At 55.2% G+C, this 20,722-nt stretch carries 21 protein-coding genes and 1 pseudogene; 6 read left to right on the forward strand and 16 right to left on the reverse strand.

Annotation, left to right across the window (positions count from 1 at the left end; translation table 11 throughout):
- Positions 1-180: 180 nt before the first annotated feature.
- Positions 181-372, reverse strand: coding sequence for a hypothetical protein (locus EGY08_RS02395; protein WP_123828142.1), 192 nt, complete (start codon positions 370-372; stop codon positions 181-183).
- A 438-nt stretch (positions 373-810) separates the two neighbouring features.
- Here EGY08_RS02395 and EGY08_RS02400 point away from each other — a divergent pair, with 438 nt between their 5' ends.
- Both EGY08_RS02400 and EGY08_RS02405 read left to right on the forward strand, forming a co-directional pair.
- Complete coding sequence (locus EGY08_RS02400; protein WP_177447572.1) at positions 811-2,250, forward strand: MFS transporter; 1,440 nt, start codon at positions 811-813, stop codon at positions 2,248-2,250.
- A gap of 57 nt (positions 2,251-2,307) precedes the next feature.
- Positions 2,308-3,987, forward strand: a complete 1,680-nt coding sequence (locus EGY08_RS02405) for a glycoside hydrolase family 43 protein (RefSeq protein WP_123828143.1) — start codon at positions 2,308-2,310, stop codon at positions 3,985-3,987.
- Positions 3,988-4,143: 156 nt separating this feature from the next.
- On the opposite strand, the gene EGY08_RS02410 is transcribed toward EGY08_RS02405, so the two are convergent.
- The 3 genes and pseudogenes from EGY08_RS02410 to tssB form a co-directional block, all read right to left on the reverse strand.
- Positions 4,144-4,284 (reverse strand): VasL domain-containing protein, encoded by a 141-nt coding sequence (locus EGY08_RS02410; protein ID WP_077252535.1) that lies wholly within the window; start codon positions 4,282-4,284, stop codon positions 4,144-4,146.
- Between the two features lie 16 nt (positions 4,285-4,300).
- Positions 4,301-4,669, reverse strand: a pseudogene (locus EGY08_RS02415) (type VI secretion system contractile sheath domain-containing protein); the annotation flags it as partial.
- Between the two features lie 40 nt (positions 4,670-4,709).
- Positions 4,710-5,201, reverse strand: a complete 492-nt coding sequence (gene tssB, locus EGY08_RS02420) for a type VI secretion system contractile sheath small subunit (protein WP_123828144.1) — start codon at positions 5,199-5,201, stop codon at positions 4,710-4,712.
- A gap of 752 nt (positions 5,202-5,953) precedes the next feature.
- Here tssB and EGY08_RS02425 point away from each other — a divergent pair.
- Positions 5,954-6,517: a DJ-1/PfpI family protein gene (locus EGY08_RS02425; RefSeq protein WP_112166433.1), complete on the forward strand. Its 564-nt coding sequence runs from the start codon at positions 5,954-5,956 to the stop codon at positions 6,515-6,517.
- Between the two features lie 93 nt (positions 6,518-6,610).
- Here EGY08_RS02425 and EGY08_RS02430 read toward each other — a convergent pair whose 3' ends face one another.
- Positions 6,611-8,227, reverse strand: coding sequence for a peptide ABC transporter substrate-binding protein (locus EGY08_RS02430; RefSeq protein ID WP_004121195.1), 1,617 nt, complete (start codon positions 8,225-8,227; stop codon positions 6,611-6,613).
- A 189-nt stretch (positions 8,228-8,416) separates the two neighbouring features.
- On the opposite strand from EGY08_RS02430, the gene mpaA reads away from it, so the two are divergent.
- A complete protein-coding gene (gene mpaA / locus EGY08_RS02435) occupies positions 8,417-9,130 on the forward strand; it encodes a murein tripeptide amidase MpaA (protein WP_004121196.1) in 714 nt (237 codons plus the stop codon).
- Here the strand turns inward: mpaA and ycjG are convergent.
- On the reverse strand, positions 9,121-10,086 hold the full coding sequence (gene ycjG / locus EGY08_RS02440) for an L-Ala-D/L-Glu epimerase (protein WP_087829242.1): 966 nt from the start codon (positions 10,084-10,086) through the stop codon (positions 9,121-9,123). The genes mpaA and ycjG overlap by 10 nt on opposite strands.
- A gap of 101 nt (positions 10,087-10,187) precedes the next feature.
- Here ycjG and tpx point away from each other — a divergent pair, with 101 nt between their 5' ends.
- Positions 10,188-10,694 (forward strand): thiol peroxidase, encoded by a 507-nt coding sequence (tpx, locus tag EGY08_RS02445; protein ID WP_004101479.1) that lies wholly within the window; start codon positions 10,188-10,190, stop codon positions 10,692-10,694.
- A 43-nt stretch (positions 10,695-10,737) separates the two neighbouring features.
- On the opposite strand, the gene EGY08_RS02450 is transcribed toward tpx, so the two are convergent.
- The 9 genes from EGY08_RS02450 to pspA all read right to left on the reverse strand — a co-directional run bounded on the left by EGY08_RS02450 (position 10,738) and on the right by pspA (position 18,194).
- On the reverse strand, positions 10,738-11,793 hold the full coding sequence (locus EGY08_RS02450; RefSeq protein ID WP_049114321.1) for an AbrB family transcriptional regulator: 1,056 nt from the start codon (positions 11,791-11,793) through the stop codon (positions 10,738-10,740).
- Positions 11,794-11,909: 116 nt separating this feature from the next.
- Positions 11,910-13,451, reverse strand: coding sequence for a transcriptional regulator TyrR (gene tyrR / locus EGY08_RS02455; RefSeq protein ID WP_004121199.1), 1,542 nt, complete (start codon positions 13,449-13,451; stop codon positions 11,910-11,912).
- A 285-nt stretch (positions 13,452-13,736) separates the two neighbouring features.
- Complete coding sequence (locus EGY08_RS02460) at positions 13,737-14,798, reverse strand: YcjF family protein (RefSeq protein ID WP_123828145.1); 1,062 nt, start codon at positions 14,796-14,798, stop codon at positions 13,737-13,739.
- Positions 14,795-16,192, reverse strand: a complete 1,398-nt coding sequence (locus tag EGY08_RS02465; RefSeq protein ID WP_004121201.1) for a YcjX family protein — start codon at positions 16,190-16,192, stop codon at positions 14,795-14,797. Before EGY08_RS02465 ends, EGY08_RS02460 begins: the two co-directional genes overlap by 4 nt.
- Before the next feature lie 100 nt (positions 16,193-16,292).
- A complete protein-coding gene (gene pspE, locus EGY08_RS02470; RefSeq protein WP_004121202.1) occupies positions 16,293-16,607 on the reverse strand; it encodes a thiosulfate sulfurtransferase PspE in 315 nt (104 codons plus the stop codon).
- 33 nt (positions 16,608-16,640) lie between these two features.
- The gene (gene pspD / locus EGY08_RS02475) at positions 16,641-16,871 is read right to left on the reverse strand and encodes a phage shock protein PspD (RefSeq protein ID WP_004101464.1); all 231 of its coding nucleotides are present in this window, start codon (positions 16,869-16,871) and stop codon (positions 16,641-16,643) included.
- A 19-nt stretch (positions 16,872-16,890) separates the two neighbouring features.
- The gene (pspC, locus tag EGY08_RS02480; RefSeq protein WP_004101461.1) at positions 16,891-17,250 is read right to left on the reverse strand and encodes an envelope stress response membrane protein PspC; all 360 of its coding nucleotides are present in this window, start codon (positions 17,248-17,250) and stop codon (positions 16,891-16,893) included.
- Positions 17,250-17,474, reverse strand: coding sequence for an envelope stress response membrane protein PspB (gene pspB, locus EGY08_RS02485; protein ID WP_004101459.1), 225 nt, complete (start codon positions 17,472-17,474; stop codon positions 17,250-17,252). The genes pspC and pspB overlap by 1 nt, the downstream gene beginning before the upstream one ends.
- Before the next feature lie 51 nt (positions 17,475-17,525).
- The gene (pspA, locus tag EGY08_RS02490; RefSeq protein WP_004121203.1) at positions 17,526-18,194 is read right to left on the reverse strand and encodes a phage shock protein PspA; all 669 of its coding nucleotides are present in this window, start codon (positions 18,192-18,194) and stop codon (positions 17,526-17,528) included.
- Positions 18,195-18,346: 152 nt separating this feature from the next.
- On the opposite strand from pspA, the gene pspF reads away from it, so the two are divergent.
- Entirely contained in the window at positions 18,347-19,336 is a 990-nt protein-coding gene (pspF, locus tag EGY08_RS02495) for a phage shock protein operon transcriptional activator (RefSeq protein ID WP_162626072.1), read from the forward strand.
- Here pspF and EGY08_RS02500 read toward each other — a convergent pair.
- Positions 19,327-20,718, reverse strand: coding sequence for an MFS transporter (locus tag EGY08_RS02500; RefSeq protein WP_123828146.1), 1,392 nt, complete (start codon positions 20,716-20,718; stop codon positions 19,327-19,329). The two genes, pspF and EGY08_RS02500, sit on opposite strands and share 10 nt — an antisense overlap.
- Positions 20,719-20,722: the final 4 nt, after the last annotated feature.

Genomic DNA, 20,722 nt, shown 5'->3' on the forward strand with positions numbered 1-20,722 from the left:
GAACATTATTTTAATTTTGTACATCTACAGAGGCTTTACACTATTAGGGATACCCGACCTCCTCGCGCATTATTTAATAATTAGCGGCCCCCCGGGTAAATTATCACTTTGGATAATTCACGGGCCAGCAGCGGTGGTATTGATTGCCCCAGGCATGCGCCATTAATTAGCGTCGTTGTTTCAGCAGCTGGCGACGGCCTCCCTACTCACGACACCACCTTTTGCCTCCAGGCGGCGGACAGCATTGATGGCGCCAGCGACCTGCACTATTGCCGTGAAAAACAGGAACGGCGCGGCGTTGGCCGCCGCCCCGGCACCGTCGAGTGGATGTGTAAAACCCCTACCTGCGCCCCACTCAGCATAAGATTGCATGATAAACCCCATAATTTATGAAGCCAAAATTTAACAACTGTGACACATCCTCTATTCTCCTGGCCGGTTGCTCAATTACGTTATTTCACTCAGCGATTAAGAAAATGCTCAAATGTGAGCCATCTCGCAAATATTAGCGCTATTTACTCAACGCCAGGAGAACCCTGTAAAGTACATTTCTTCGGGTGACCAGGAGAGAAAAAATAAAATAAAAATGATTTTTTCGCGCCCTGAATCTATCGGGATATAGCTTGTGAATCGTTAGTCAACAAGAGAGACAAGATAGTCTTGATGGGTATTTGCTTCGATGATCACAGAAGTAAAAAAACATAATAAATTAATTTAAAAACGTAATGGATTCTTCGAGATCATTTATGTCAGAAATTGTTACACATCCACACAACACACCGGAGTCTGCTCAGAATGAGTAAAAACATAATGCAAAGCCGCCATGACGAATATCATAAATTAACGCGCGGGGAACGTATTGGTTATGGGATGGGCGACTTCGCTCAAAACCTGGTCTTTGGCACAATAGGCGGCTTTCTTGCTCTTCACATGCTGACGGTAAATACCATCAGCACGGCAACGGCTGGGTTTATATTTCTTTTTGTCCGAATCATCAATGTCTTTTGGGATCCAATGGTTGGTACGTATGTAGACAAAAGAACGTCAAAAGCAGGTAAATACCGTCCCTGGCTGTTAAGAGCCGGCGTGCCGCTGGTGATCCTTTCCGCGTTACTTTTTGCTCCCATTCCTGGCGTCCGAGGTTCAGTCCCTTTTGCTTTTATCGTCTATTTGGCTCTGGATTTAGTTTATTCGGTGGTGAATATTCCTTATGGTTCTCTTAACGCGTCCCTGACCAGGGATCCGGAATCGATTGATAAACTCACCAGTACCCGCATGATGCTGGCCAATAGCGCGAACCTTCTTGTCTATACCCTGTTCCCGATGTTTGTACAAATGGCCTCGCCAAAAGATCGTAGCCTTAAGGACACCGGTTTTTTTGGCATTGAGCTCAATCTGGGAAACTATACCGATCCATCAGCGAACTACGCCTGGTTCGGCGTTTACTCCGTTTATATGCTAATCGGCGCTGCGGCGCTTTTCATCTGCTATAAATTCACCAAAGAACGCGTTGTTGCAACGGCAGAACAGACTGCCAACGTCAAAACGACCGATCTGTTCCTTGAACTTAAACATAATCGTCCGCTGGTTATTCTCGGGCTGTTTTTCATGCTGGCATTTACCTTCATGTTTTTCATGAACACGGTTAACGGCTTTTTTAATCAGTACGTTGTGGGTCATTCAGAGTGGATGGGGGCCGTCGGCCTTGTTGCCTCGATTCCGGGCATTGCCTTCCCTATTTTCTGGCCCAAACTCAAGAAAATTTTTGGTAAAAAAGGGTTCTTCCACATTTTTCTGGCCATGTTTATTGTCGGTGAATTACTGACTTACGTCTGGTCACGGGAGGGCATGCACGATGCGCTTTGGCTTGCTTACATCGCGACCTTCATTAAACAGTGGGGCTTGACCTCGGCGACCGGCTTTATGTGGGCGCTGGTTCCTGAAGTGATTGCGTACGGCGAATTAAAATCTGGCAAGCGAAATGCGGCGATCATTAATGCCATTATGGGGCTCTTTTTCAAAATCGGCTTTACTATCGGCGGCGCGATTCCGCTGTGGTTACTGGCCGTTTACGGCTTTAATGAAACCGGCGCCCAGCAAAGCGCCAGCGCTATCGACGGGATCATTATGACCGCGGTATGGATCCCTATCGCGTTAGCCATTATATCGATGATCATCATTCAGGTTTATCCCATCTCTGACAAAAACGTTAACGATATCAACCGTCAGCTTGATGAGATACGCGTGTAGCTAAAAATTATAAATCCAGCCATTAAGTCACTTTTCATTTTAAAAAGGTGTAATGATATGTCTCTTATTCAAAACCCTATTTTACGTGGGTTTAATGCCGACCCAAGTATTATCCGCGTGAAAGATACCTACTATATCGCCAACTCGACGTTCGAGTGGTTCCCGGGCGTTCGTTTACATGAGTCAAAAGACCTGGAGCACTGGAATCTTCTCCCTTCGCCATTGTCAACGACCACCCTGCTGAATATGAAAGGCAATCCTTCATCAGGCGGCATTTGGGCGCCGGCGCTCTCATATGCGGATGGTCAATTTTGGTTGGTGTATACCGACGTCAAAGTCACCGAAGGCGCCTTTAAAGACATGACTAACTATCTGACCACCGCAACCGATATTCGCGGCCCGTGGACGGATCCCATCAAGCTCAACGGCGTAGGTTTTGATGCTTCACTATTCCATGACGATGATGGGCGTAAATATATCGTGCAGCAAACCTGGGATCATCGTGAGTACCACCATCCCTTTGACGGCATCACCTTAACCGAACTGGATACCAGGACCCTGAAATTAAGACCAGAAACCGCGCGTACTATTTACCGCGGCACTGCCGTTGCGCTTGTTGAGGGGCCGCATCTTTATAAACTGAACGGCTATTATTATCTTTTTGCCGCCCAGGGCGGCACCGTATTTACGCACCAGGAAGTGGTTGCGCGTTCTAAGACCTTAGACGCCAACAGCTTTGAAACCGAGCCTGGTGAGGTCTTCTTAACCAACGTCGATACGCCAGACAGCTATATCCAAAAGCAAGGACACGGCGCCTTAGTTTCTACCCTCGGTGGGGAGTGGTACTATGCCTCGCTCTGCGCGCGTCCGTGGAATCGCCCGGGTGAGTCAGTCTACGATCCTCGCGGCTGGTCAACGCTGGGTAGAGAAACGGCTATTCAAAAGGTGTATTGGGATGAAGATGGCTGGCCGCGTATTGAAGGTGGCCACGGCGGAAAAACGTTTGTCGAGGGTCCAAAAGATGCCATTTATACCGAAAGCCCGGAAGACCGTAGCCAGCACGACGACTTTACAACGGCGACGCTCGATCGAAACTGGAATACCCTGCGAGTGCCGTTCACAGAAAAAATGGGGACCACTGGCGATGGCAAGCTAACGTTAATTGGCCAGGGCTCTTTAGCGAATACGCACGACCTGTCGCTGATTGCCCGCCGCTGGCAGGCCTTCTATTTTGACGCGAAAGTTAAAGTCAAATTTAATCCATTTAACTACCAGCAAATGGCAGGATTAACAAACTACTATAACGATCGTCACTGGAGTTTTGTGTTCATTACCTGGAATGAAATTAACGGCAAGGTCATTGAATTAGGTGAGAATAACCGCGGGAAATATACATCATATTTAAAAGATGACGCCATCAAAGTCCCGGAACATATTGAAGAAGTCTGGTTCCGCACGAAGGTCAGGAAAGAAACATATAGCTATGAATATAGCTTTGATGGAGTTGAATTCACTGAAATCCCCGTCAGGTTAGATGCTGCGATCCTTTCGGATGATTATGTTCTGCAAAGCTACGGCGGGTTCTTTACCGGGGCGTTTGTTGGCCTTGCGGCAGTCGACTACTCCGGTTATGACGCCAGCGCTGAGTTTTATCATTTCGATTACCAGGAGCTGGGCGATACGTTAATCGCCAGTGACGCTTACAGTTGGGAAGCCAGTGAATTACGTGGTTATTAGATAGCCCTGACCGGGGATGTGAAATGAGGAACTGGCGCGACAGGCCGCGCCGGTTCCGGGTGTTGCGGGGGCCGTTCTGGCCGCAGAATGGATATCCCGGATGCTTTTCGTAGATTATCTGTAGAAAAAAATATAACGGCGGATGCGATCCCGGGGTTATTCCGCCGATTTTATTTGTTTCAACGCGGCATAGCGGGCAATCAGTTGCTGCAGGTGTTGTTCCGTCTGGCTCTGCTGCGCCGAAGCCCCTGGCTGATTGTGCGGCTGTTCTGACAGCTGCCGCAGCTGCTCTTCCACCGGAACGGTCCGGCTGAACGACTGCGTTCAGACCGCGCCACTGGGATTCCACTTTCTGGAACGCTTCGTGGTGCATGATCGCATCCAGCTGGCGGCTAATCAGGTAGTCCAGTTCCGCGATATGGTGATCGATCAGGGTTTTGTCGAGCTTCTCCACCGGCTGGCCGGACTTGCGGATGCAGTCCATAAACACCTGCATCGCCGCCGTCAGACGTTCGCCCGCCGGGGCGTCAGACAGTGCGGCATCATCCAGAAAGTTGTTAATATCCCCCAGGCGGGACGCCAGGGTCAGGTTGATTTTTTCAAACAGGGAGGCGTAAACGCCCTCTTTTTCCAGTACAGCGGTCTGCCCATGCGTAGAGGCGGTTTCAGTATTTACAGACATCAGCATATTCCCGGTTAATCCATTAAATAACGCACGCCGTTTATTTCGGGGCCAGTGCACTCATTTCATCGCGTAATTCCTGAGACAGCGCCGGGTCTTTGAGGATCTTTTCGAGCTCTTTTCGGAAAGTGGCGTTATCCAGAAGGTTGGATTTGAGGTCACGTAATAAATTACGCATCGCCAGCATGGCGCGAAGCTGCGGAATTTGACGGGCAACCTGCTCAGGCTCGAAGTCTTTCATATCAGCGAAGTTCAGCTTAATGCTTTCCTCCGTGCTGTCTCCGGCCAGCGTGTTCTGCACGGTCAGGTTTATTTCCGGGTTGAATTCCGCAAGGACGCTGTTGAAGTTATTTTTGTTGATATTGATTTTTTCTCTGTCAGATAATGGTCGGTCCTCTTTACCATTACTGAAATCACCGAGGGTGAGAAGCTTCAGCGGCAGCTCGACTTTTTTCTGCGCGCCCCCTGTATGCAGAGCCAGCTTTAAATTAATGCGTGCCTTTGGCACTTCATTCTGGAAACTATCAGCCATAGCGGTCCCTTCCCTTGAGGAATATTTGTTAAAAATAACGACGTTTGATGACAAAACCATAGTAGAGCAAAGCATCAGAAAATATCAACCCGTCAGTTCGAAAGTCCAATATAAGACTTCCCTTAAAGATTTTAATCAAAATGTAAAAACCAAAGTATCAGACGAACAAAACCAATATGAAATACCCAGCGTTTACTTACAATAAAGACAGGATTTACGCCCGCCTTATGAATAGGTAATGAATTCACATCTCAACACATCTGTTCAATTGGTGAAAATCAATGTGTAACGGTAATAATTATTGTTCCATCATTGAAAATATGGCTGACAAAAGAAATAAAGATCGAATTCTTTTTTTATCGTTTGCAAGCCATGAATGTTCCCTGAACCAGACGTTAATATAGTCATAAAAAATGTCAGACAGGATTGGTATAAAAACCACAAATAATCCCCCTCAAATATTGCTCTTTGATTATTAGAACTGACAAGGCATTGAGACTCAGTGAGCGCAATGAAATATTAGCAATCCATTCACCCAGTATATTTAAATACGGCAGACAATAATGCTCATCGCTCATTAATTCCTTCCCGGTGCCCGTTCGAAAGCGGCGCGCCCGCCTCCCGCCAGCCAGGTCGTAAAGGATTACAGCTGCGGATTCATTGTTTTGTTGTCCAGAGCCGAGTTGCGGTTCGCATTCCCTCTCCCGCCAGGCTATATCTTAGACACCTTTCTTCATACAGGAGTGAATATGATGGGCAAAAAGATTCTGATGCTGGTGGGCGATTATGCCGAAGATTACGAGACCATGGTGCCGTTTCAGGCACTACAAATGATTGGTCATCAGGTTGATGCGGTCTGTCCTGACAAAATCAAAGGCGACTACATTATGACCGCCATCCATGACTTTGACGGCGCCCAGACTTACAGCGAGAAACCCGGCCACCGCTTTGTTCTCAACGCCGATTTTGCAAGCGCGAAAGAAGCGGATTATGACGCGCTGTTGATCCCCGGCGGACGGGCGCCAGAATATCTGCGCCTGAATGCGGAAGTGCTTAAACTGGTGCAGGCATTTGACGCAGCGCGTAAACCTATTGCTGCCGTTTGCCACGGCCCTCAGCTGTTGGCGGCTGCGGGGGTATTAAAAGGCCGCACCTGCAGCGCCTATCCGGCCTGCGCGCCGGAAGTGCGGCTCAGCGGTGGACATTTTGCCGACATCGGTATCGATCAGGCGCATATTGACGGCAATCTGGTTACCGCCCCCGCCTGGCCCGCCCATCCGCAATGGCTGGCGAAATTTGCCGAATTGCTGCGGTAAAAAAACAACCGGATAACTGCCTCGATGAAGATTATTTGAAGGAGGAGCTGGCGCTAAAATCGCGCCAGCTACGGGTTTAAATGTCAGTACCCATCAGTGCTTCACGATATACATTGTGCGGCTATAGGCCACGTCCTCCGGATTGGCTATCGGATACCCTTTCAGCCATGGTTTAATCAGACGCCCGTTGGTGTACTGATAAATCGGCGCGATGGGCGCTTTCGCCATAATGATTTTTTCCGCCGCGTTGTAATCGTCATTGCGCGCTTTTTCCGACGTTTCCAGCGCCGCCTGGGTCAGAATTTTGTCGTAGGCCGGATCGTTGAAACGGGAGATATTGCCGCTATGGGTTGAGGTCAGCAGCGACAAGAAAGTCGACGGTTCGTTGTAATCCCCCACCCACGAGGCGCGGATCACATCGAAATTGCCGGTATTGCGGCTGTCGATATAGGTTTTCCACTCCTGGTTTTGCAGCTTCACGTCGACGCCCAGATTTTTCTTCCACATGGAAGCCACCGCAATCGCGATCTTCTGGTGGTTCTCCGAGGTGTTGTACAGCAGCGTCAGCTTCAGCGGACGGTTCGGACCGTAGCCCGCCGCCTGCAGCAGCGCTTTCGCCTGGGCATTCAGTTCGGCCTGGCTCATGCTTTCGATTTGCGTCGGCTGCGGAGTAAAGCCTGCGGTCACATCCGGAGTAAAGCGCCAGGCTGGTTTCTCGCCGGTACCCAGAATTTTCTCCGCCATCAGACGACGATCGATAGTCATGCTAAGCGCCAGGCGGACGCGCTCATCGGCGGTTGGCCCTTTCTGAGTGTTAAAGGCGTAATAATAAGTTCCTAGCTGCGGCGGAGTATAAACCTGCCCCGGTATATCCTTCAGCAGCTTCTGATACAGATTTTTCGGGAACGACTCGGTGATATCGATATCGCCGGCCAGATAACGTTTGGTGGCCGCTGATTCCTGGTTAATGGGCGTAAATGTGACCTGCTGGATCACCGTTTTGTCGTTATCCCAGTAGTGCGTATTGGGGACCACTACCAGCTTTTCATTCACCACGCGATCTTTTAGGACATACGCGCCGTTGCCAATCAGGCTTCCCGGACGCGTCCAGTTGTCGCCGCTCTCCACGTTAGCTTTTTGCACCGGATAGAAAGCAAAGCTCGCCGTCAGATTGCTGAACCACGGCAGCGGTTTATCCAGCTGCACGCGCAAGGTACGCGCGTCAACGGCGGTAACGCCGAGGGTATCCGGCGCGGCTTTACCATCAATAATATTTTGCGCATTAGCGATTCCGGCCAGCGCAGCAAACCAGGCAAACGGGGATGTGGTTTTGGGATCAACCAGCCGCCGCCAGCTATAAACAAAATCCTCTGCCGTTACCGGCGTTCCGTCGGACCAGCGGGCGTTATCGCGCAGGGTAAATGTCCAGACGCGATTATCATTGCTCTGCCAGCGAGTCGCCACGCCCGGGATCAGGTTGCCTTTCTCGTCCTGATTGACTAAACCTTCAAAAAGATCGCGGATAACCTGAATTTCAGGCAGACCGACGGCTTTCGCGGGATCTAAGGAGGCGGGCTCGTCTTTAATATGCCGCACCAGCACCTGGTTTTCGGCTAAAACAGTGCCCGGCGGGACATCAGCCGCCCAGGCAAGAGAAGAGACGCTGGCTAACCACAGCGCGCCGCATGTCAATGTGACAGGATACTTCATAAGATCCCCTTTAAAATAAAAAAACCAGAGCTGGCAGTGCGATAATTATTTGTTTCATCACCTGAAATTGCAAACGGCTTGTGAAAGAAAGTTGACGTCTATGCTGATTTCACTATCGCTGGAAACTATTTGATTCCGGGACGGTTTTACACAACACTGCTGAAAAATAACCTGATAACAGGATGCCCTATGCCCGTTTCTCGTCCTCGCCCTCAGCGCGGTGATTTTCCGCCAGGAACACAACGCTACGGCCAGTCTCACCTTGGCGCGCCGCTGCTGTGGTTCCCGGCGCCGCTGGCCGATAGCCGTAGCGGCCTGATCCTTGCCGGAACCCACGGCGATGAAGGCTCATCCATAGTCACGCTTTCCTGCGCGCTGCGTACGCTCAAACCCGAGCTGCGCCGTCATCATGTGGTGCTGGCGGTCAACCCGGACGGCTGCCAGCTGGGGCTGCGCGCTAACGCGCGCGGGATCGACCTGAACCGGAATTTTCCGGCGGCGAACTGGAAAGAAGGCGAAACGGTTTATCGCTGGAACAGCGCGGCGGAACAGCGCGATGTGGTTCTGCTCACCGGCGAAAAACCCGGCTCAGAACCGGAAACCCAGGCGCTGTGCCAGCTTATCCACCAGATCCACCCCGCGTGGGTGGTCTCGTTTCACGATCCGCTGGCCTGTATTGAAGATCCCGGCCATAGCGAACTGGGTCAATGGCTCGCCGATGCGTTTAGCCTGCCGCTGGTGGGCAGCGTCGGCTATGAAACGCCCGGCTCCTTTGGCAGCTGGTGCGCGGATATCGGCCTGCCCTGCATTACCGCCGAATTCCCGCCGATATCCGCCGACGAGGCGACGGATAAATACCTGGCGGCAATGACGGACCTGCTGCACTGGCACTCTCAAAGATGAAGCACGCCGGTGCTGAAATGCAGCGCCGGCTCGACGTCCACCGCCAGCCAGGTCGGGCCATCGAGGTCGGCAAAACGGACCTGCGGCGCCAGCGCTAGCGCCGCGCTGATGGCTCTGGAAGTACACAGCATACAGCCCAGCATCCGCGCAAATCCCAGGCGCTCCGCCTCCTGCGCCAACAGCAGCGCTTCGGTCAGGCCGCCGGTCTTATCAAGCTTGATATTGACCATCTCATAGCGGCCGCGCAGCGCCGCCAGGCTGTCGCGAGTATGGCAACTCTCATCGGCGCAAATGGGCAGCGGGTGGATAAAATTCTCCAGCGCCTCGTCGGCCCCAGCCGGGAGCGGCTGTTCCAGCATCGCCACACCGATATCCGCCAGCAGCTGGCAACGCTCGGCCAGGCCATCGCCGCGCCAGGCTTCGTTAGCATCCACGATGAGCGTGGCCTGCGGAACCGCTTCACGAATGGCAATCAACCGCTCGCTAATCAGATGATCGTCAAGCTTCACTTTCAGCAACGTAGCCCCTTTTTCCCACAGCGCCGCCGCGCTGGCCGCCATCTGCTCCGGCGTGCCGATAACCACCGTTTGCGCCGTCACCACCCGGTTGGGCAGCGTCACGCCCAACAGCTGCGCGATGCTCTTACCCGCGCTTCGCGCCTGCCAGTCCCAGAGCGCGCAGTCCACGGCGTTACGCGCGGCCCCTGGCGGCAGCAGGCGCTGGATCTCCTCGCGGGAAACGCCGCGCTCAATCTGTTCGCCAATTGCCATGATCTGCGCCATCACCGAAGCAATACTCTCCCCGTAACGAGGATAGGGCGTGCACTCGCCTGTACCCTTGACACCATTCTCTTCAATTTCCACCACCACGACTTTTGCCTCGCTGCGGCTGCCGCGGGCAATCACAAACGGGGTATGTAACGGCCAGGCTTCTTCATAGACTCGCAGATTTCGCATTCCCTGAACCTCGCAGGTAAGTATTAAAAGGATTTGCCGTGTTGCTGACGGATGTCATACACTAGCCGCGACGTTAACTATATGTAAACAGGAAGATAACCATGTCACAAACCGTGCATTTCCAGGGCAACCCCGTTTCTGTTCAAGGCACCATTCCGCAGGCAGGCGCTAAAGCGCAGCCGTTTACGCTGGTGGCCAAAGATCTCTCTGACGTCGCGCTGAGCCAGTTCGCAGGCTCCCGTAAAGTGCTGAATATTTTCCCAAGCATCGATACCGGCGTTTGCGCGGCATCGGTACGTAAATTCAACCAGCTGGCGTCTGAACTGAACAACACCGTCGTGCTGTGCATTTCCGCTGACCTGCCTTTCGCTCAGTCTCGCTTCTGCGGCGCTGAAGGCCTGAACAACGTTGTGACTCTGTCCACCCTGCGCGGCGCGCAGTTCCTGGCCGACTACGGCGTCGCTATCTCCGCGGGCCCGCTGGCCGGCCTGGCGGCGCGCGCTGTGGTCGTGATTGATGAAAACGACCAGGTTGTTTACAGCCAGCTGGTGAATGAAATCACCGAAGAGCCGGACTACGACGCCGCCCTAGCCGCGCTAAAAGCGTAATAACGCCACAGGCCACGTAAGCCCTCGTTAACCGGGGGCTTTTTTATTCCCGCGCCGCATAGCGGGAGATAAAGCGCGCAATCGCCGGCCCGGTCAGTAAGATGGTGAACAAGCGCAGCGTCTGCATCGCCATAATAAACGACATATCCGCTCGCGTACCGGCGGCGATAATCGCCACCGTGTCCAGCCCGCCCGGACTGGTCGCCAGATAGGCGGTCATAAAGTCCAGCGGCAAAACCTGCGTCAGCCCAAAAGCCATCAGCGCGCACAGCAGGATCAGGCCAATAATCGATGCGAGGATCTGCGGCAGGGTTTTGAGCGCCAGCAGGAAAATCTGTTTATTAAACTTTAGACCAACGCTCCAGCCAACGGCGGCATAAGCCAGCGCCAGCAGCCACTCAGGAAGTTCAAGCTGCAGCCAACCTTCCCCCTGCGCCAGCGCCCCGATCACCATCGGGAAGAGCATCGCGCCGGATGGAAAGCGCAGCCGCAGCCCCAACCACCCTGCTGCCGCCGTCAGCAGCAGCGTGAACGGTAGCTGCCAGCTTATCGGAGGAAACCAGGCGACCTGCTGAGTCATCTCCTGCGCTTCACCGCCGAGCGCGACGCGAACGACCAGCGCCGCGGCCCCCGCGACAAACAGCACCCGCAGATACTGCATCAACGCCACCAGCCGGACATCTGCGCCGTACTCCTGGGCCATAATCACCATCGCCGAAGCGCCGCCCGGCGAACTCCCCCACGCCCCGGTGGCGCCAGGCAGATCGCTGTAGCGCACCAGCAGCCATCCCGCCAGCGCGCTGATAGCGAGCGTAGAAAAGAGAATCAACAGCACCAGCGCCCAGTTCGCCAGCAGGACGCCGAAAATGGAGGGCGTCAGGCTGCGGGCGATCATGCAGCCGATAATCGCCTGGGCGGCGATAAAAAAGGGACGGGGTACACGAATTTCCGCGCCGCGCAGGCTGAGGATGATTCCGGCAATCATCGGCCCCAGCAGCAGTGCGGCGGGAAGATGAAACCAGAACAATATAAAAGAGAGCGCGCTGGAGAGTACCAGCAGTTTCATCCATTGAAAAAAATCACTACGCCAGATCCGCATGCGTATTCCTGCCAAAAAGAGGGTAAAGACGAAGTATATACAGAATCATTCTACACCTGGACCCCGCCCTTTTCTGGAAATACCAACCGCCTGCCCGGGCAGACGGTTGGTGAGCATTACTCGTCGCCTTTTTTCTGGCTCAGGCCATATTCGCGCAGCTTATTGGCGATCGCGGTGTGGGAGACGCCAAGACGCTTGGCCAGTTTACGCGTGCTGGGGAAGCTGCGATAAAGCTGGGTGAGCACCGAGCGTTCGAAACGGCGGGTAATGTCATCCAGAGACCCCTCCATCGCTTCTTCGCCAACCGCCAGCGAAGAGACGTCGTGGTCCGGCAGCAGGATATCCTGAGGGCGCAGCTCAAACCCATCCAACTGAGTCAGCGCGCGATAGATCGCGTTTTTCAGCTGACGCACGTTGCCCGGCCAGCTGTAGCGCGTCAGTACGCTATTTAAATCGGCTGAGAGTTTTGGCCGCGGAATGCCCTGTTCATCGGCAAAGCGCGCCACGAACAGTTCGGTCAGCGGCATGATGTCCTGCGGACAGTCGCGCAGCGGCGGCAGATACAGCGTCAGCACGTTCAGGCGATAATAGAGGTCTTCGCGGAACAGCCCCTTTTGCACCAGCTCCACCAGGTTTTTCTGGGTCGCGCAGATCACCCGCACATCAACGTGGACCTCATGATCTTCACCGACGCGGCGGAAGGTGCCATCGTTGAGGAAACGCAGCAGTTTGGTCTGCATGCGCGGCGACATTTCGCCAATTTCATCCAGCAAAACCGACCCGCCGTTAGCCTGCTCGAAAAAGCCCTTTTTCCCCTGGATGGCGTCGCCGAACAGCTCGCTTTCCACCGCGTCTTCCGGGATAGAGCCGCAGTTCAGCGCCAGATAAGGTTTCCCCGCGCGCGGGCTCGCCAGATGGCAGGCGTGGGCCAGCAAATCTTTCCCTGTGCCAGTATCCCCGACGATCAGCAGCGGCGCGCTGAGCATGGCCAGCTTGCGTGCCTGCTCGACGACGTGGCGCATTTTCGGACCTACGGCGAGGATCTGGCTAAAGGCGCTGGTATCCTGAATGGTCATGGTTTGCAGCTGGCGCCCCATACGGACCGTCGAACGCAGCATCGCTACCGCGCCGGTTAGCACCTTCTCGCCGTGCTCGCCTTCCAGGTAGACCGGGGTGATCTCCAGCAGAAAGTTCTGTCCGTTGACCACCACGTGTTCCGCATGCGACTCCTGAGGATCGTTCTCCAGCCAGCGCTGGACGTTAAAATCGGTAATCAGCTGCGCGACCGGATGGCTGCGCAGCTTATCCTGGCTCTGGCCAAACAGCTGGCAGCTGGCTGGGTTAGCCAGTTCGACTTTTCCTTTGGTATCCAGAGACAGCACCGGCTCCGGCATCGCCACCAGCAGCGCGCTGAGCGCCAGGTGTTCCCGCTCTGACGGCATCCACGCTACGGTGCGCACGTCGGTGACGCCGGCGATACGACGAATTTCCGCCATCAGGCTGCTGAAGCTGGCGAACTCCAGCTCGGCGAAATTGAGATAAATTCGGCCAATAGGGTCAATGTCGATACCCCGCAGGTCGATACCGCGCAGCACCAGTAAATCGAGTAATTCACGAGTCAGACCAAGACGGTCTTCACAAAAGACTTCAAGACGCATAGGTGTTTTCACCCTAAAGAGGCCAATGACGGATGAATAATAGGACAGTTATTTGCTGGCGTGAAGCCAGCTGTCAACAATTATTGACAGTATGGCGGAAAAATGGCCTTTCTGCCGTAAAGTTATGCGCTCAGACGAAAAATGGCGATGAGATGAGCGGCTATCATCGCTTCTGTTTTTCTCCCCGGCTTGCGCTACGCTTAGCCGGGCTACAGGTTACAGCCTTCTGTGAAACGGTAGCCCGGCTAAGGCATTCACGCCGCAAGCAGAGAATGCTTAAGCGACTTATTTTTCCACGCCGCTTTTACTCTTCTGCAACGTCTCTTTTAGCTGGCCGATCAGCTCGCGGCGAAAATCCCCCAGCCGCGGTTTATCGTCGGCGATCCACGGCAGCGGACGGCAGAGTTCCATAGCTTTAATTCCCAGCCGCGCGGTCAGCAGACCGGCGCCAATCCCCTGCGCCGCGCGCGCCGATAGCCTGGCCGCCAGATCCTGCGACATCCAGTCCATCCCGACTTCCCGCACCAGTTCGCTGGCGCCGGCAAAAGCGATATTGAGCAGCACCAGACGAAACAGGCGCAGGCGGCTATAGTAGCCCAGCTCAATACCGTAGAGGGTGGCGATGCGGTTGATCAGCCGTAAATTGCGCCAGGCGATAAACGCCATATCCACCAGCGCCAGCGGACTGACGGCTATCATTAGCGTCGACTCTGCCGCCGAACGGCTGATTTCACGCCGCGCCTGCGCATCCAGTACCGGCTGCACGATCTGCGCATACAAGCTCACCACTTCACGATCGTTCTGCGTTTCGTGGATTGCCGCATACCAGCGCTGCAGAGCCGGGTGCGATTGATCGAGCCCCGCCTGCTGGGCCAGCTTCTCGCAAAAGGCGCGCCCTTTGCCGACCGCATGGCTGTGCATCAGGTCCCGCGCCTCATCGCGCTCGTGGGCGCGCTGGCGTAGTCGCCACAGCCGGCGCCACTCGGTTGCCACCGAACCGACGCCCGCGCCGACGATCAAGGCGCCGGCAGCGCAGCCGCCAAGGGCTATCCAGTCCTGCGTTTGCCAGGCGGTCATCGTCCACTGCACGCCCTGCGCCACCACGCTGACGCCAAAAATAGCCAGCCCGGCGCTGACCATCTTTCGCCACAGGCTGCGCTTAGGTCGCAGCACTGACTCCACTACCGCTTCCGCCGCCCCCTCTTCTTCTTGCAGAACGTCAAGCCGCGCAGGAGCGAATTTCGCCGCGTCGGCGCCGTCAAACGCGCGCGCGGACTTCAAAATTTGCGCCTTTTCCTCCTCCAGCGGGCCGTCGAAATCGATACGCGGTTTTAAGGGTTCGGTCATCGCAATTTATCTCCGATCAAAAATTCCAGCGCCGCATCGAGGCGAATATGCGGCAGCGGTTTATCAACGTCCATCACCTGCGGGCGGAAGTTTTCAAACTGAAAGCCCTGCTGTTCCCAGAAAGCCTGGCCCGGCAGGCGGGCTGGCACCTCGCCGGGGTAGACAGTTAGCGGCTGGCCGTCGCTCAGCCTGTGGCCTCGCAGCGCAGGGATCTTTTCGCCGTTCACCTCAATAAGCCCGCTCTGCGTCGCCTGAATCGACGCCAGTCCCAGACAATCCATACTAATACCTTCGAATGCCGCGTTTTGCCAGGCATCCTGTATCAGCTGCTGCAGCAGCGACACCATATTGCTGTGCTGATCGACGGTCACATGATCCGCTTTGGTCGCGGCGAACAGCAGCTTATCGATAACCGGTGAGAACAGGCGACGAAACAGCGTACGCTGGCCATAGTGAAAACTTTGCATCAGCTGCGTCAGCGCCAGGCGCATATCGTTAAATGCCTGCGGCCCGCTGTTAAGCGGCTGAAGGCAGTCCACCAGTACGATTTGCCGATCGAAGCGCAGGAAATGATCTTTATAGAAGCCCTTTACCACTTTCTCGCAGTAGTATTTAAAACGCTCGCGCAGCATTCCGGCATTGGTATGTTTGCCCGCCTGCGCCAGCTTAGCCTCACCGGCGGCATCCACATCCGGCCAGGGAAAGAACTGCAGTGCCGGCGCGCCGGCCATTTCACCGGGCAGCACAAAGCGCCCTGGCTGAATAAAGTGCATCCCTTCGCGCTTACAGGTATGCAGATAGTCGGTCCATGCCGCAGCGATCTCCGCCAGACGGGTTTCATCGGCGGGCGCCAGCGGATCCAGACCTTCGCATAGCTGTCGCCAGCGTGCCGACCACTCCGCCCTCTGCCCCTGCAGTAGTCCGGTCATCTGCCGTGACCAGGTCAAATAGTCCTGGGCCAGCATCGGCAGATCCAGCAGCCACTCGCCGGGATAATCGACAATTTCCAGATACAGGGTTGAGGTTTCTTTAAAATGGCGCAGCAGCGAATCGTTAGAGCGATAGCGCAGAGCGAGGCGGATTTCGCTGACGCCACGGGTGGGCGTCGGCCAGACCGGCGGCTGACCGTAGAGCTGGGCCAGCCCTTCATCATAGGTGAAGCGCGGAATACCAAAATCCCGCTGCGGTACGCGCTTGACGCCCAGCAGGCGCTCTTCTCTGGCCGCGCTAAGCAGCGGTAGCCGCGCGCCGGCGTGAATATTCAGCAGTTGATTGACCAGCGCGGTGATAAAGGCGGTCTTGCCGCTGCGGCTAAGGCCGGTGACGGCCAGACGAAGATGCCGATCAACCCCACGATTGATCAGCGCGTTAAATTCTGTTTTGAGTCGCTTCATCGCCATCCTGTTGTGCCTGAAGAACGAGGGAAATAAACATGAGGGCTAAAGAGATAATTATCAATAGATTGCATTAGCCCCGCTGCGACGGGGCCGACGATTATTTGCTGGCGCTTTTCGGCCTGGCTATCCCACGGAGGCCGCCGGCGTTAACCACCTGCGTGTAGCCCATTTCGCTCAGCAACTGCTGAGCCTGTCCCGATTGCCGGCCAACGTTACAATAAACGTGAATGGTATCGTTTTTATCCGGTACTTCCGCCGCAATCCGCGTTTTTAAATCCGCCAGCGGAATATTCACCGCCCCGACGACGTGCTCTTTTTGATACTGCTGCGGAACGCGGACGTCAATCCAGTGTTCCGCCGCGAAGACGGGTAAGGCCATCGCCAGCGCTAAACCCAGAAGGAGTTTTCGCATGTTATCATCCTGATAGTGTGAGTGTTTAGGCACTCATAACATACGCCATCCGCGACGTTTAGAAAACCGCTGCGCCGCCCGGCTGAGCATAGGTTCCAGAACAAGCATCAGCAGCATTTTCAGCGGCCGACGCGCGACGGATTTTACCGCCCAGCCTGCGACGCCCGCCGGGCCGTAGCGCAGCGCGGTGAGCAGCACCAGTTTGCCCGCGATTTTCAGACCCGGTTTGACTTTTTGCCCGGCCTGCTGCCATTTCATGTTCATCATTAACCTCAACTTTCAGTTATAGCTGGCGGAAACGACTGCGCAGCGAAAAGGTATCAGAGGTGACGTAGCGCTCCATTTCACGCAGACGACGCTCACCCGCTGCCAGTTCCTTATCCGCGGCGGCCAATAGTTCTCCGCTGCTCGGCGTTTTTTCACCATACAGCTCGCTTTCCGGCATCGGATCCAGCGCAAACGAGAGAATGATGTAAGCCACCACGACAAACAGGAACAGGCCAAATATCATTGCCAGTACGGTAATCAGGCGTACCAGCTTAACCGGCACGTCCAGATACTGCGCGATGCCGGCACAAACGCCTTTCACCATGCCCTGCTGCGGAATGCGCCACAGTTTTTTACTCAGATCCAGTCCGCCCATTATTTCTCTCTCCAGTTCGGGTGCTCAGCATCAAGAATGGCTTCCAGCGCCTGAATACGCTCGCGCATGCGCTTCGCGTCATCGGTCAGCTGCAGCAGGCGCTGCTGTTCATTCTGCGAAAGGCTGCCGCTGGCGGTGCGGTTGTTGTAATGCAGCCAGAGCCAGACCGGCAAAACAAACAGCACAAACAACGTCAAAGGGATGGCGAGAAAAAGCATGCTCATGTGAACTCCTTGCAGATGGCGGCGGCACGTCTTGGTGCCGCCCGAAGATGATTACTGGTTATTTTGATTCATTTTGGCTTTCAACGCCGCCAGCTGCTCGCTGATTTCATCGTCCGCTTTCAGATCGGCGAACTGCTGATCCAACGACTTATCTTTACCAAAGCGATGGCTTTCCGCTTCTGCTTCCATATGATCGATACGGCGTTCAAACGATTCAAAACGCGCCATCGCCTCGTCAATCTTGCCGCTGTCCAGCTGACGGCGAACGTCGCGGGAGGAGCTTGCGGCCTGATGACGCAGCATCAGCGCCTGCTGACGGGCGCGGGTTTCGCTGAGTTTGTTTTCCAGCTCGCCAATCTCTTTTTTCATCCGCGCCAGCGTTTCGTCCACCAGCTGCGCTTCGTTTTCCAGGCTACCGATCAGGTCGGTCAGCTTCTGCTTTTCGATTAGCGCCGCTCGGGCCAAATCCTCTTTCTCTTTACGCAGCGCCAGTTCGGCTTTTTCCTGCCATTCCGCCTGCTGGGCAACGGCCTGTTCAATACGACGGCTTAGCTGTTTCTTTTCAGCCAACGCCCGCGCCGAGGTCGAACGCACTTCAACCAGCGTGTCTTCCATCTCCTGGATCATCAGCCGAACCAGCTTCTGCGGATCTTCCGCTTTCTCCAGCAGAGAGTTAATGTTGGCGTTCACGATGTCGGCAAAACGAGAAAAAATACCCATAATTTCAATCCTCATAGTTCTGGTGTCAGGCACCGGCCTGTGCCATGACTAATACAAATGCCGTGCCAAGTTTTTATCTTATTGATTTTAATGGAAGTGGTTGTTATCTGGCCAGCGCATTGCTAAAGTGACCTGGTGAATCACACTACTAAATGGCGAAATTCATCATGGCGGATTACAAGGACAACCTGCTCGGCGAGGCCAATAGCTTTCTTGAAGTGCTGGAACAGGTCTCGAGACTGGCGCCGCTCGATAAACCGGTGCTGGTGATTGGCGAGCGCGGAACCGGCAAGGAGCTGATCGCCAGCCGCCTGCACTTTCTCTCATCCCGCTGGCAAGGGCCATTTATCTCGCTCAACTGCGCGGCGCTCAATGAAAATCTGCTCGATTCGGAGCTGTTCGGGCATGAGGCCGGCGCCTTTACGGGGGCCAGTAAACGTCACCCGGGGCGCTTCGAACGCGCCGACGGCGGTACCCTGTTTCTCGATGAGCTGGCCACCGCGCCGATGCTGGTGCAGGAAAAACTGCTGCGCGTGATTGAGTATGGCGAGCTGGAGCGCGTCGGCGGCAGCCAGCCGCTACAGGTTAACGTCCGTCTGGTGTGCGCGACCAACGCCGACCTGCCACAAATGGTAGAAGACGGACTTTTTCGCGCCGACCTTCTCGACCGTCTGGCCTTTGATGTGGTGCAGCTGCCGCCGCTGCGCGAACGGCAGAGCGACATCATGCTGCTCGCCACCCAGTTTGCCATCCAGATGTGTCGCGAACTCGGATTACCGCTGTTTCCCGGCTTTAGCGAACGCGCCGCCGAAACGCTGCAAAACTACCGCTGGCCGGGGAATATCCGTGAATTAAAAAACGTGGTTGAACGTTCGGTCTACCGCCACGGCAGCAGCGAGTGCGAGCTGGATAATATTATCATTAACCCCTTCCGCCAGCAGCACACGGCGACGCTCGTCGAAGTGGAGAAGACGCCAGGCCCCACGCTGCCGCTCGATTTACGCGCTTTCCAGCAGGAGCAAGAAAAAAGCCTGCTCGAGAGAAGCCTCGAACAGGCGAAGTACAATCAAAAACAGGCGGCCGAACTGCTGGGGCTAACCTACCACCAGCTGCGGGCGCTGCTGAAAAAGCATCAGCTTTGACCTGTACGCGGAAGCAGCAGCGCGCTCACCGCCATTGAACCAAGGCAGAGCGCGGCGTTAAACCACAGCGCATACTGCGCCGCGCTGGCCATTCCGAGCGGTAAAAACAGCGCAAAAAGTGACGCTGTCACCGCAATGCCCATCGCCCCACCCAGCGAACTGCCCATCTTATAGATCCCCGAGGCCACGCCGACCTTATTCTCGGGAGCGTTAACCACCGCGGTGTCCGTTGAAGGGGTGGCGTAGCAGCCCAGGCCGAAGCCAAACAGCACGTTGCTGAAAAAGACCGTGACGATATAGGTCGATTTATCGAGAAAGGTGCAGGAGATAAGAAGAATACCGACCGCGGTAAAGACCGGGCCGGTCATCATCGGCAAACGCGCGCCGTAGCGTTGCAGCAGTTTCTCGCCCACCCGAATCATCGCCAGCACGGTAACCAGGTAGCCAAGCGTCATCATTCCGCTCTCCAGCGGGCTCAGATGATGCCCCTGCTGGAGCCAGATGCTGGCAATCATCATCGTACCGATGGCGCCGTTAAGCATAAAGTTCGACAACACCGCGGCGCTGTAGGCACGGTTGCGAAACAGCGCGAAATCAATCAGCGCCGCGTCGCCTTTACGCTGGCCGCTACGGATAAAAAATAGCCCCGAGGCCAGCGCGCCGGCCAGCATCGCCAGCGAGGTTGCGCTGGTCCAGCCCCAACCGTGGCCTTTGCTGATAAAAAGATTTAACAGTATCAGCGCCAGGATCAGGCTGAGCAGGCCGCTGATGTCCAGCTTATGCTGCTGCGCGCTGGCGCTACGGCTTTCCGGCGTACCGCGCAGCAAAAACAGCGCCGCCAGCGCTACCACGATGGAGAAAACAAAGATCCAACGCCAGCCCAGCCCGGTGGCGATCGCCCCGCCGACAAACGAGCACAGCCCGCTGCCGCCCCAGGAGCCGATGACCCAGAAGCTGACCGCCCGCTGGCGCGCTTTGCCTTCATACCAGGTTTTTATTAACGCCAGCGTCGCCGGCATGATGCAGGCGGCCGACAGCCCCTGTAAAACGCGCCCGGCCAGAAACAACGCGGGCCCCTGCGACAGCACCAACATCGCGCTGCCGACAATGCTGAGGATCAGGCCGAGCGAGGTCATACGCATGCGGCCAAATTTATCCGCCAGACCACCGCTGGCGACCACGAAGCAGCCGCTGAATAAGGCGCTCAGGCTCACCGCCAGAGTCAGGGTCTCCAGCGAAATATCGAGGCTGCTTTTCATTGCCGGAACCACGTTGATCACCGACTGGGCAAACAGCCAGAAGGTCAGAACGCTCAATACAATACCCGCCAGCAGACGATCGGTGCCGACGAACTGCGCTTCGCTTAGCGATACAGAACTCATAGCA

The sequence above is a fragment of the Klebsiella sp. FDAARGOS_511 genome (assembly GCF_003812845.1).
Classification (GTDB): domain Bacteria; phylum Pseudomonadota; class Gammaproteobacteria; order Enterobacterales; family Enterobacteriaceae; genus Klebsiella; species Klebsiella grimontii.

Excerpts from the sequence above, each read along its gene's own strand:
- EGY08_RS02395 (WP_123828142.1), bottom strand. The coding sequence starts at position 372 with ATGCAATCTTATGCTGAGTGGGGCGCAGGTAGGGGTTTTACACATCCA.
- EGY08_RS02400 (WP_177447572.1), top strand. The coding sequence starts at position 811 with ATGCAAAGCCGCCATGACGAATATCATAAATTAACGCGCGGGGAACGT.
- EGY08_RS02405 (WP_123828143.1), top strand. The coding sequence starts at position 2,308 with ATGTCTCTTATTCAAAACCCTATTTTACGTGGGTTTAATGCCGACCCA.
- tssB (WP_123828144.1), bottom strand. The coding sequence starts at position 5,201 with ATGGCTGATAGTTTCCAGAATGAAGTGCCAAAGGCACGCATTAATTTA.
- EGY08_RS02425 (WP_112166433.1), top strand. The coding sequence starts at position 5,954 with ATGGGCAAAAAGATTCTGATGCTGGTGGGCGATTATGCCGAAGATTAC.
- EGY08_RS02430 (WP_004121195.1), bottom strand. The coding sequence starts at position 8,227 with ATGAAGTATCCTGTCACATTGACATGCGGCGCGCTGTGGTTAGCCAGC.
- mpaA (WP_004121196.1), top strand. The coding sequence starts at position 8,417 with ATGCCCGTTTCTCGTCCTCGCCCTCAGCGCGGTGATTTTCCGCCAGGA.
- ycjG (WP_087829242.1), bottom strand. The coding sequence starts at position 10,086 with ATGCGAAATCTGCGAGTCTATGAAGAAGCCTGGCCGTTACATACCCCG.
- tpx (WP_004101479.1), top strand. The coding sequence starts at position 10,188 with ATGTCACAAACCGTGCATTTCCAGGGCAACCCCGTTTCTGTTCAAGGC.
- EGY08_RS02450 (WP_049114321.1), bottom strand. The coding sequence starts at position 11,793 with ATGCGGATCTGGCGTAGTGATTTTTTTCAATGGATGAAACTGCTGGTA.
- tyrR (WP_004121199.1), bottom strand. The coding sequence starts at position 13,451 with ATGCGTCTTGAAGTCTTTTGTGAAGACCGTCTTGGTCTGACTCGTGAA.
- EGY08_RS02460 (WP_123828145.1), bottom strand. The coding sequence starts at position 14,798 with ATGACCGAACCCTTAAAACCGCGTATCGATTTCGACGGCCCGCTGGAG.
- EGY08_RS02465 (WP_004121201.1), bottom strand. The coding sequence starts at position 16,192 with ATGAAGCGACTCAAAACAGAATTTAACGCGCTGATCAATCGTGGGGTT.
- pspE (WP_004121202.1), bottom strand. The coding sequence starts at position 16,607 with ATGCGAAAACTCCTTCTGGGTTTAGCGCTGGCGATGGCCTTACCCGTC.
- pspD (WP_004101464.1), bottom strand. The coding sequence starts at position 16,871 with ATGAACATGAAATGGCAGCAGGCCGGGCAAAAAGTCAAACCGGGTCTG.
- pspC (WP_004101461.1), bottom strand. The coding sequence starts at position 17,250 with ATGGGCGGACTGGATCTGAGTAAAAAACTGTGGCGCATTCCGCAGCAG.
- pspB (WP_004101459.1), bottom strand. The coding sequence starts at position 17,474 with ATGAGCATGCTTTTTCTCGCCATCCCTTTGACGTTGTTTGTGCTGTTT.
- pspA (WP_004121203.1), bottom strand. The coding sequence starts at position 18,194 with ATGGGTATTTTTTCTCGTTTTGCCGACATCGTGAACGCCAACATTAAC.
- pspF (WP_162626072.1), top strand. The coding sequence starts at position 18,347 with ATGGCGAAATTCATCATGGCGGATTACAAGGACAACCTGCTCGGCGAG.
- EGY08_RS02500 (WP_123828146.1), bottom strand. The coding sequence starts at position 20,718 with ATGAGTTCTGTATCGCTAAGCGAAGCGCAGTTCGTCGGCACCGATCGT.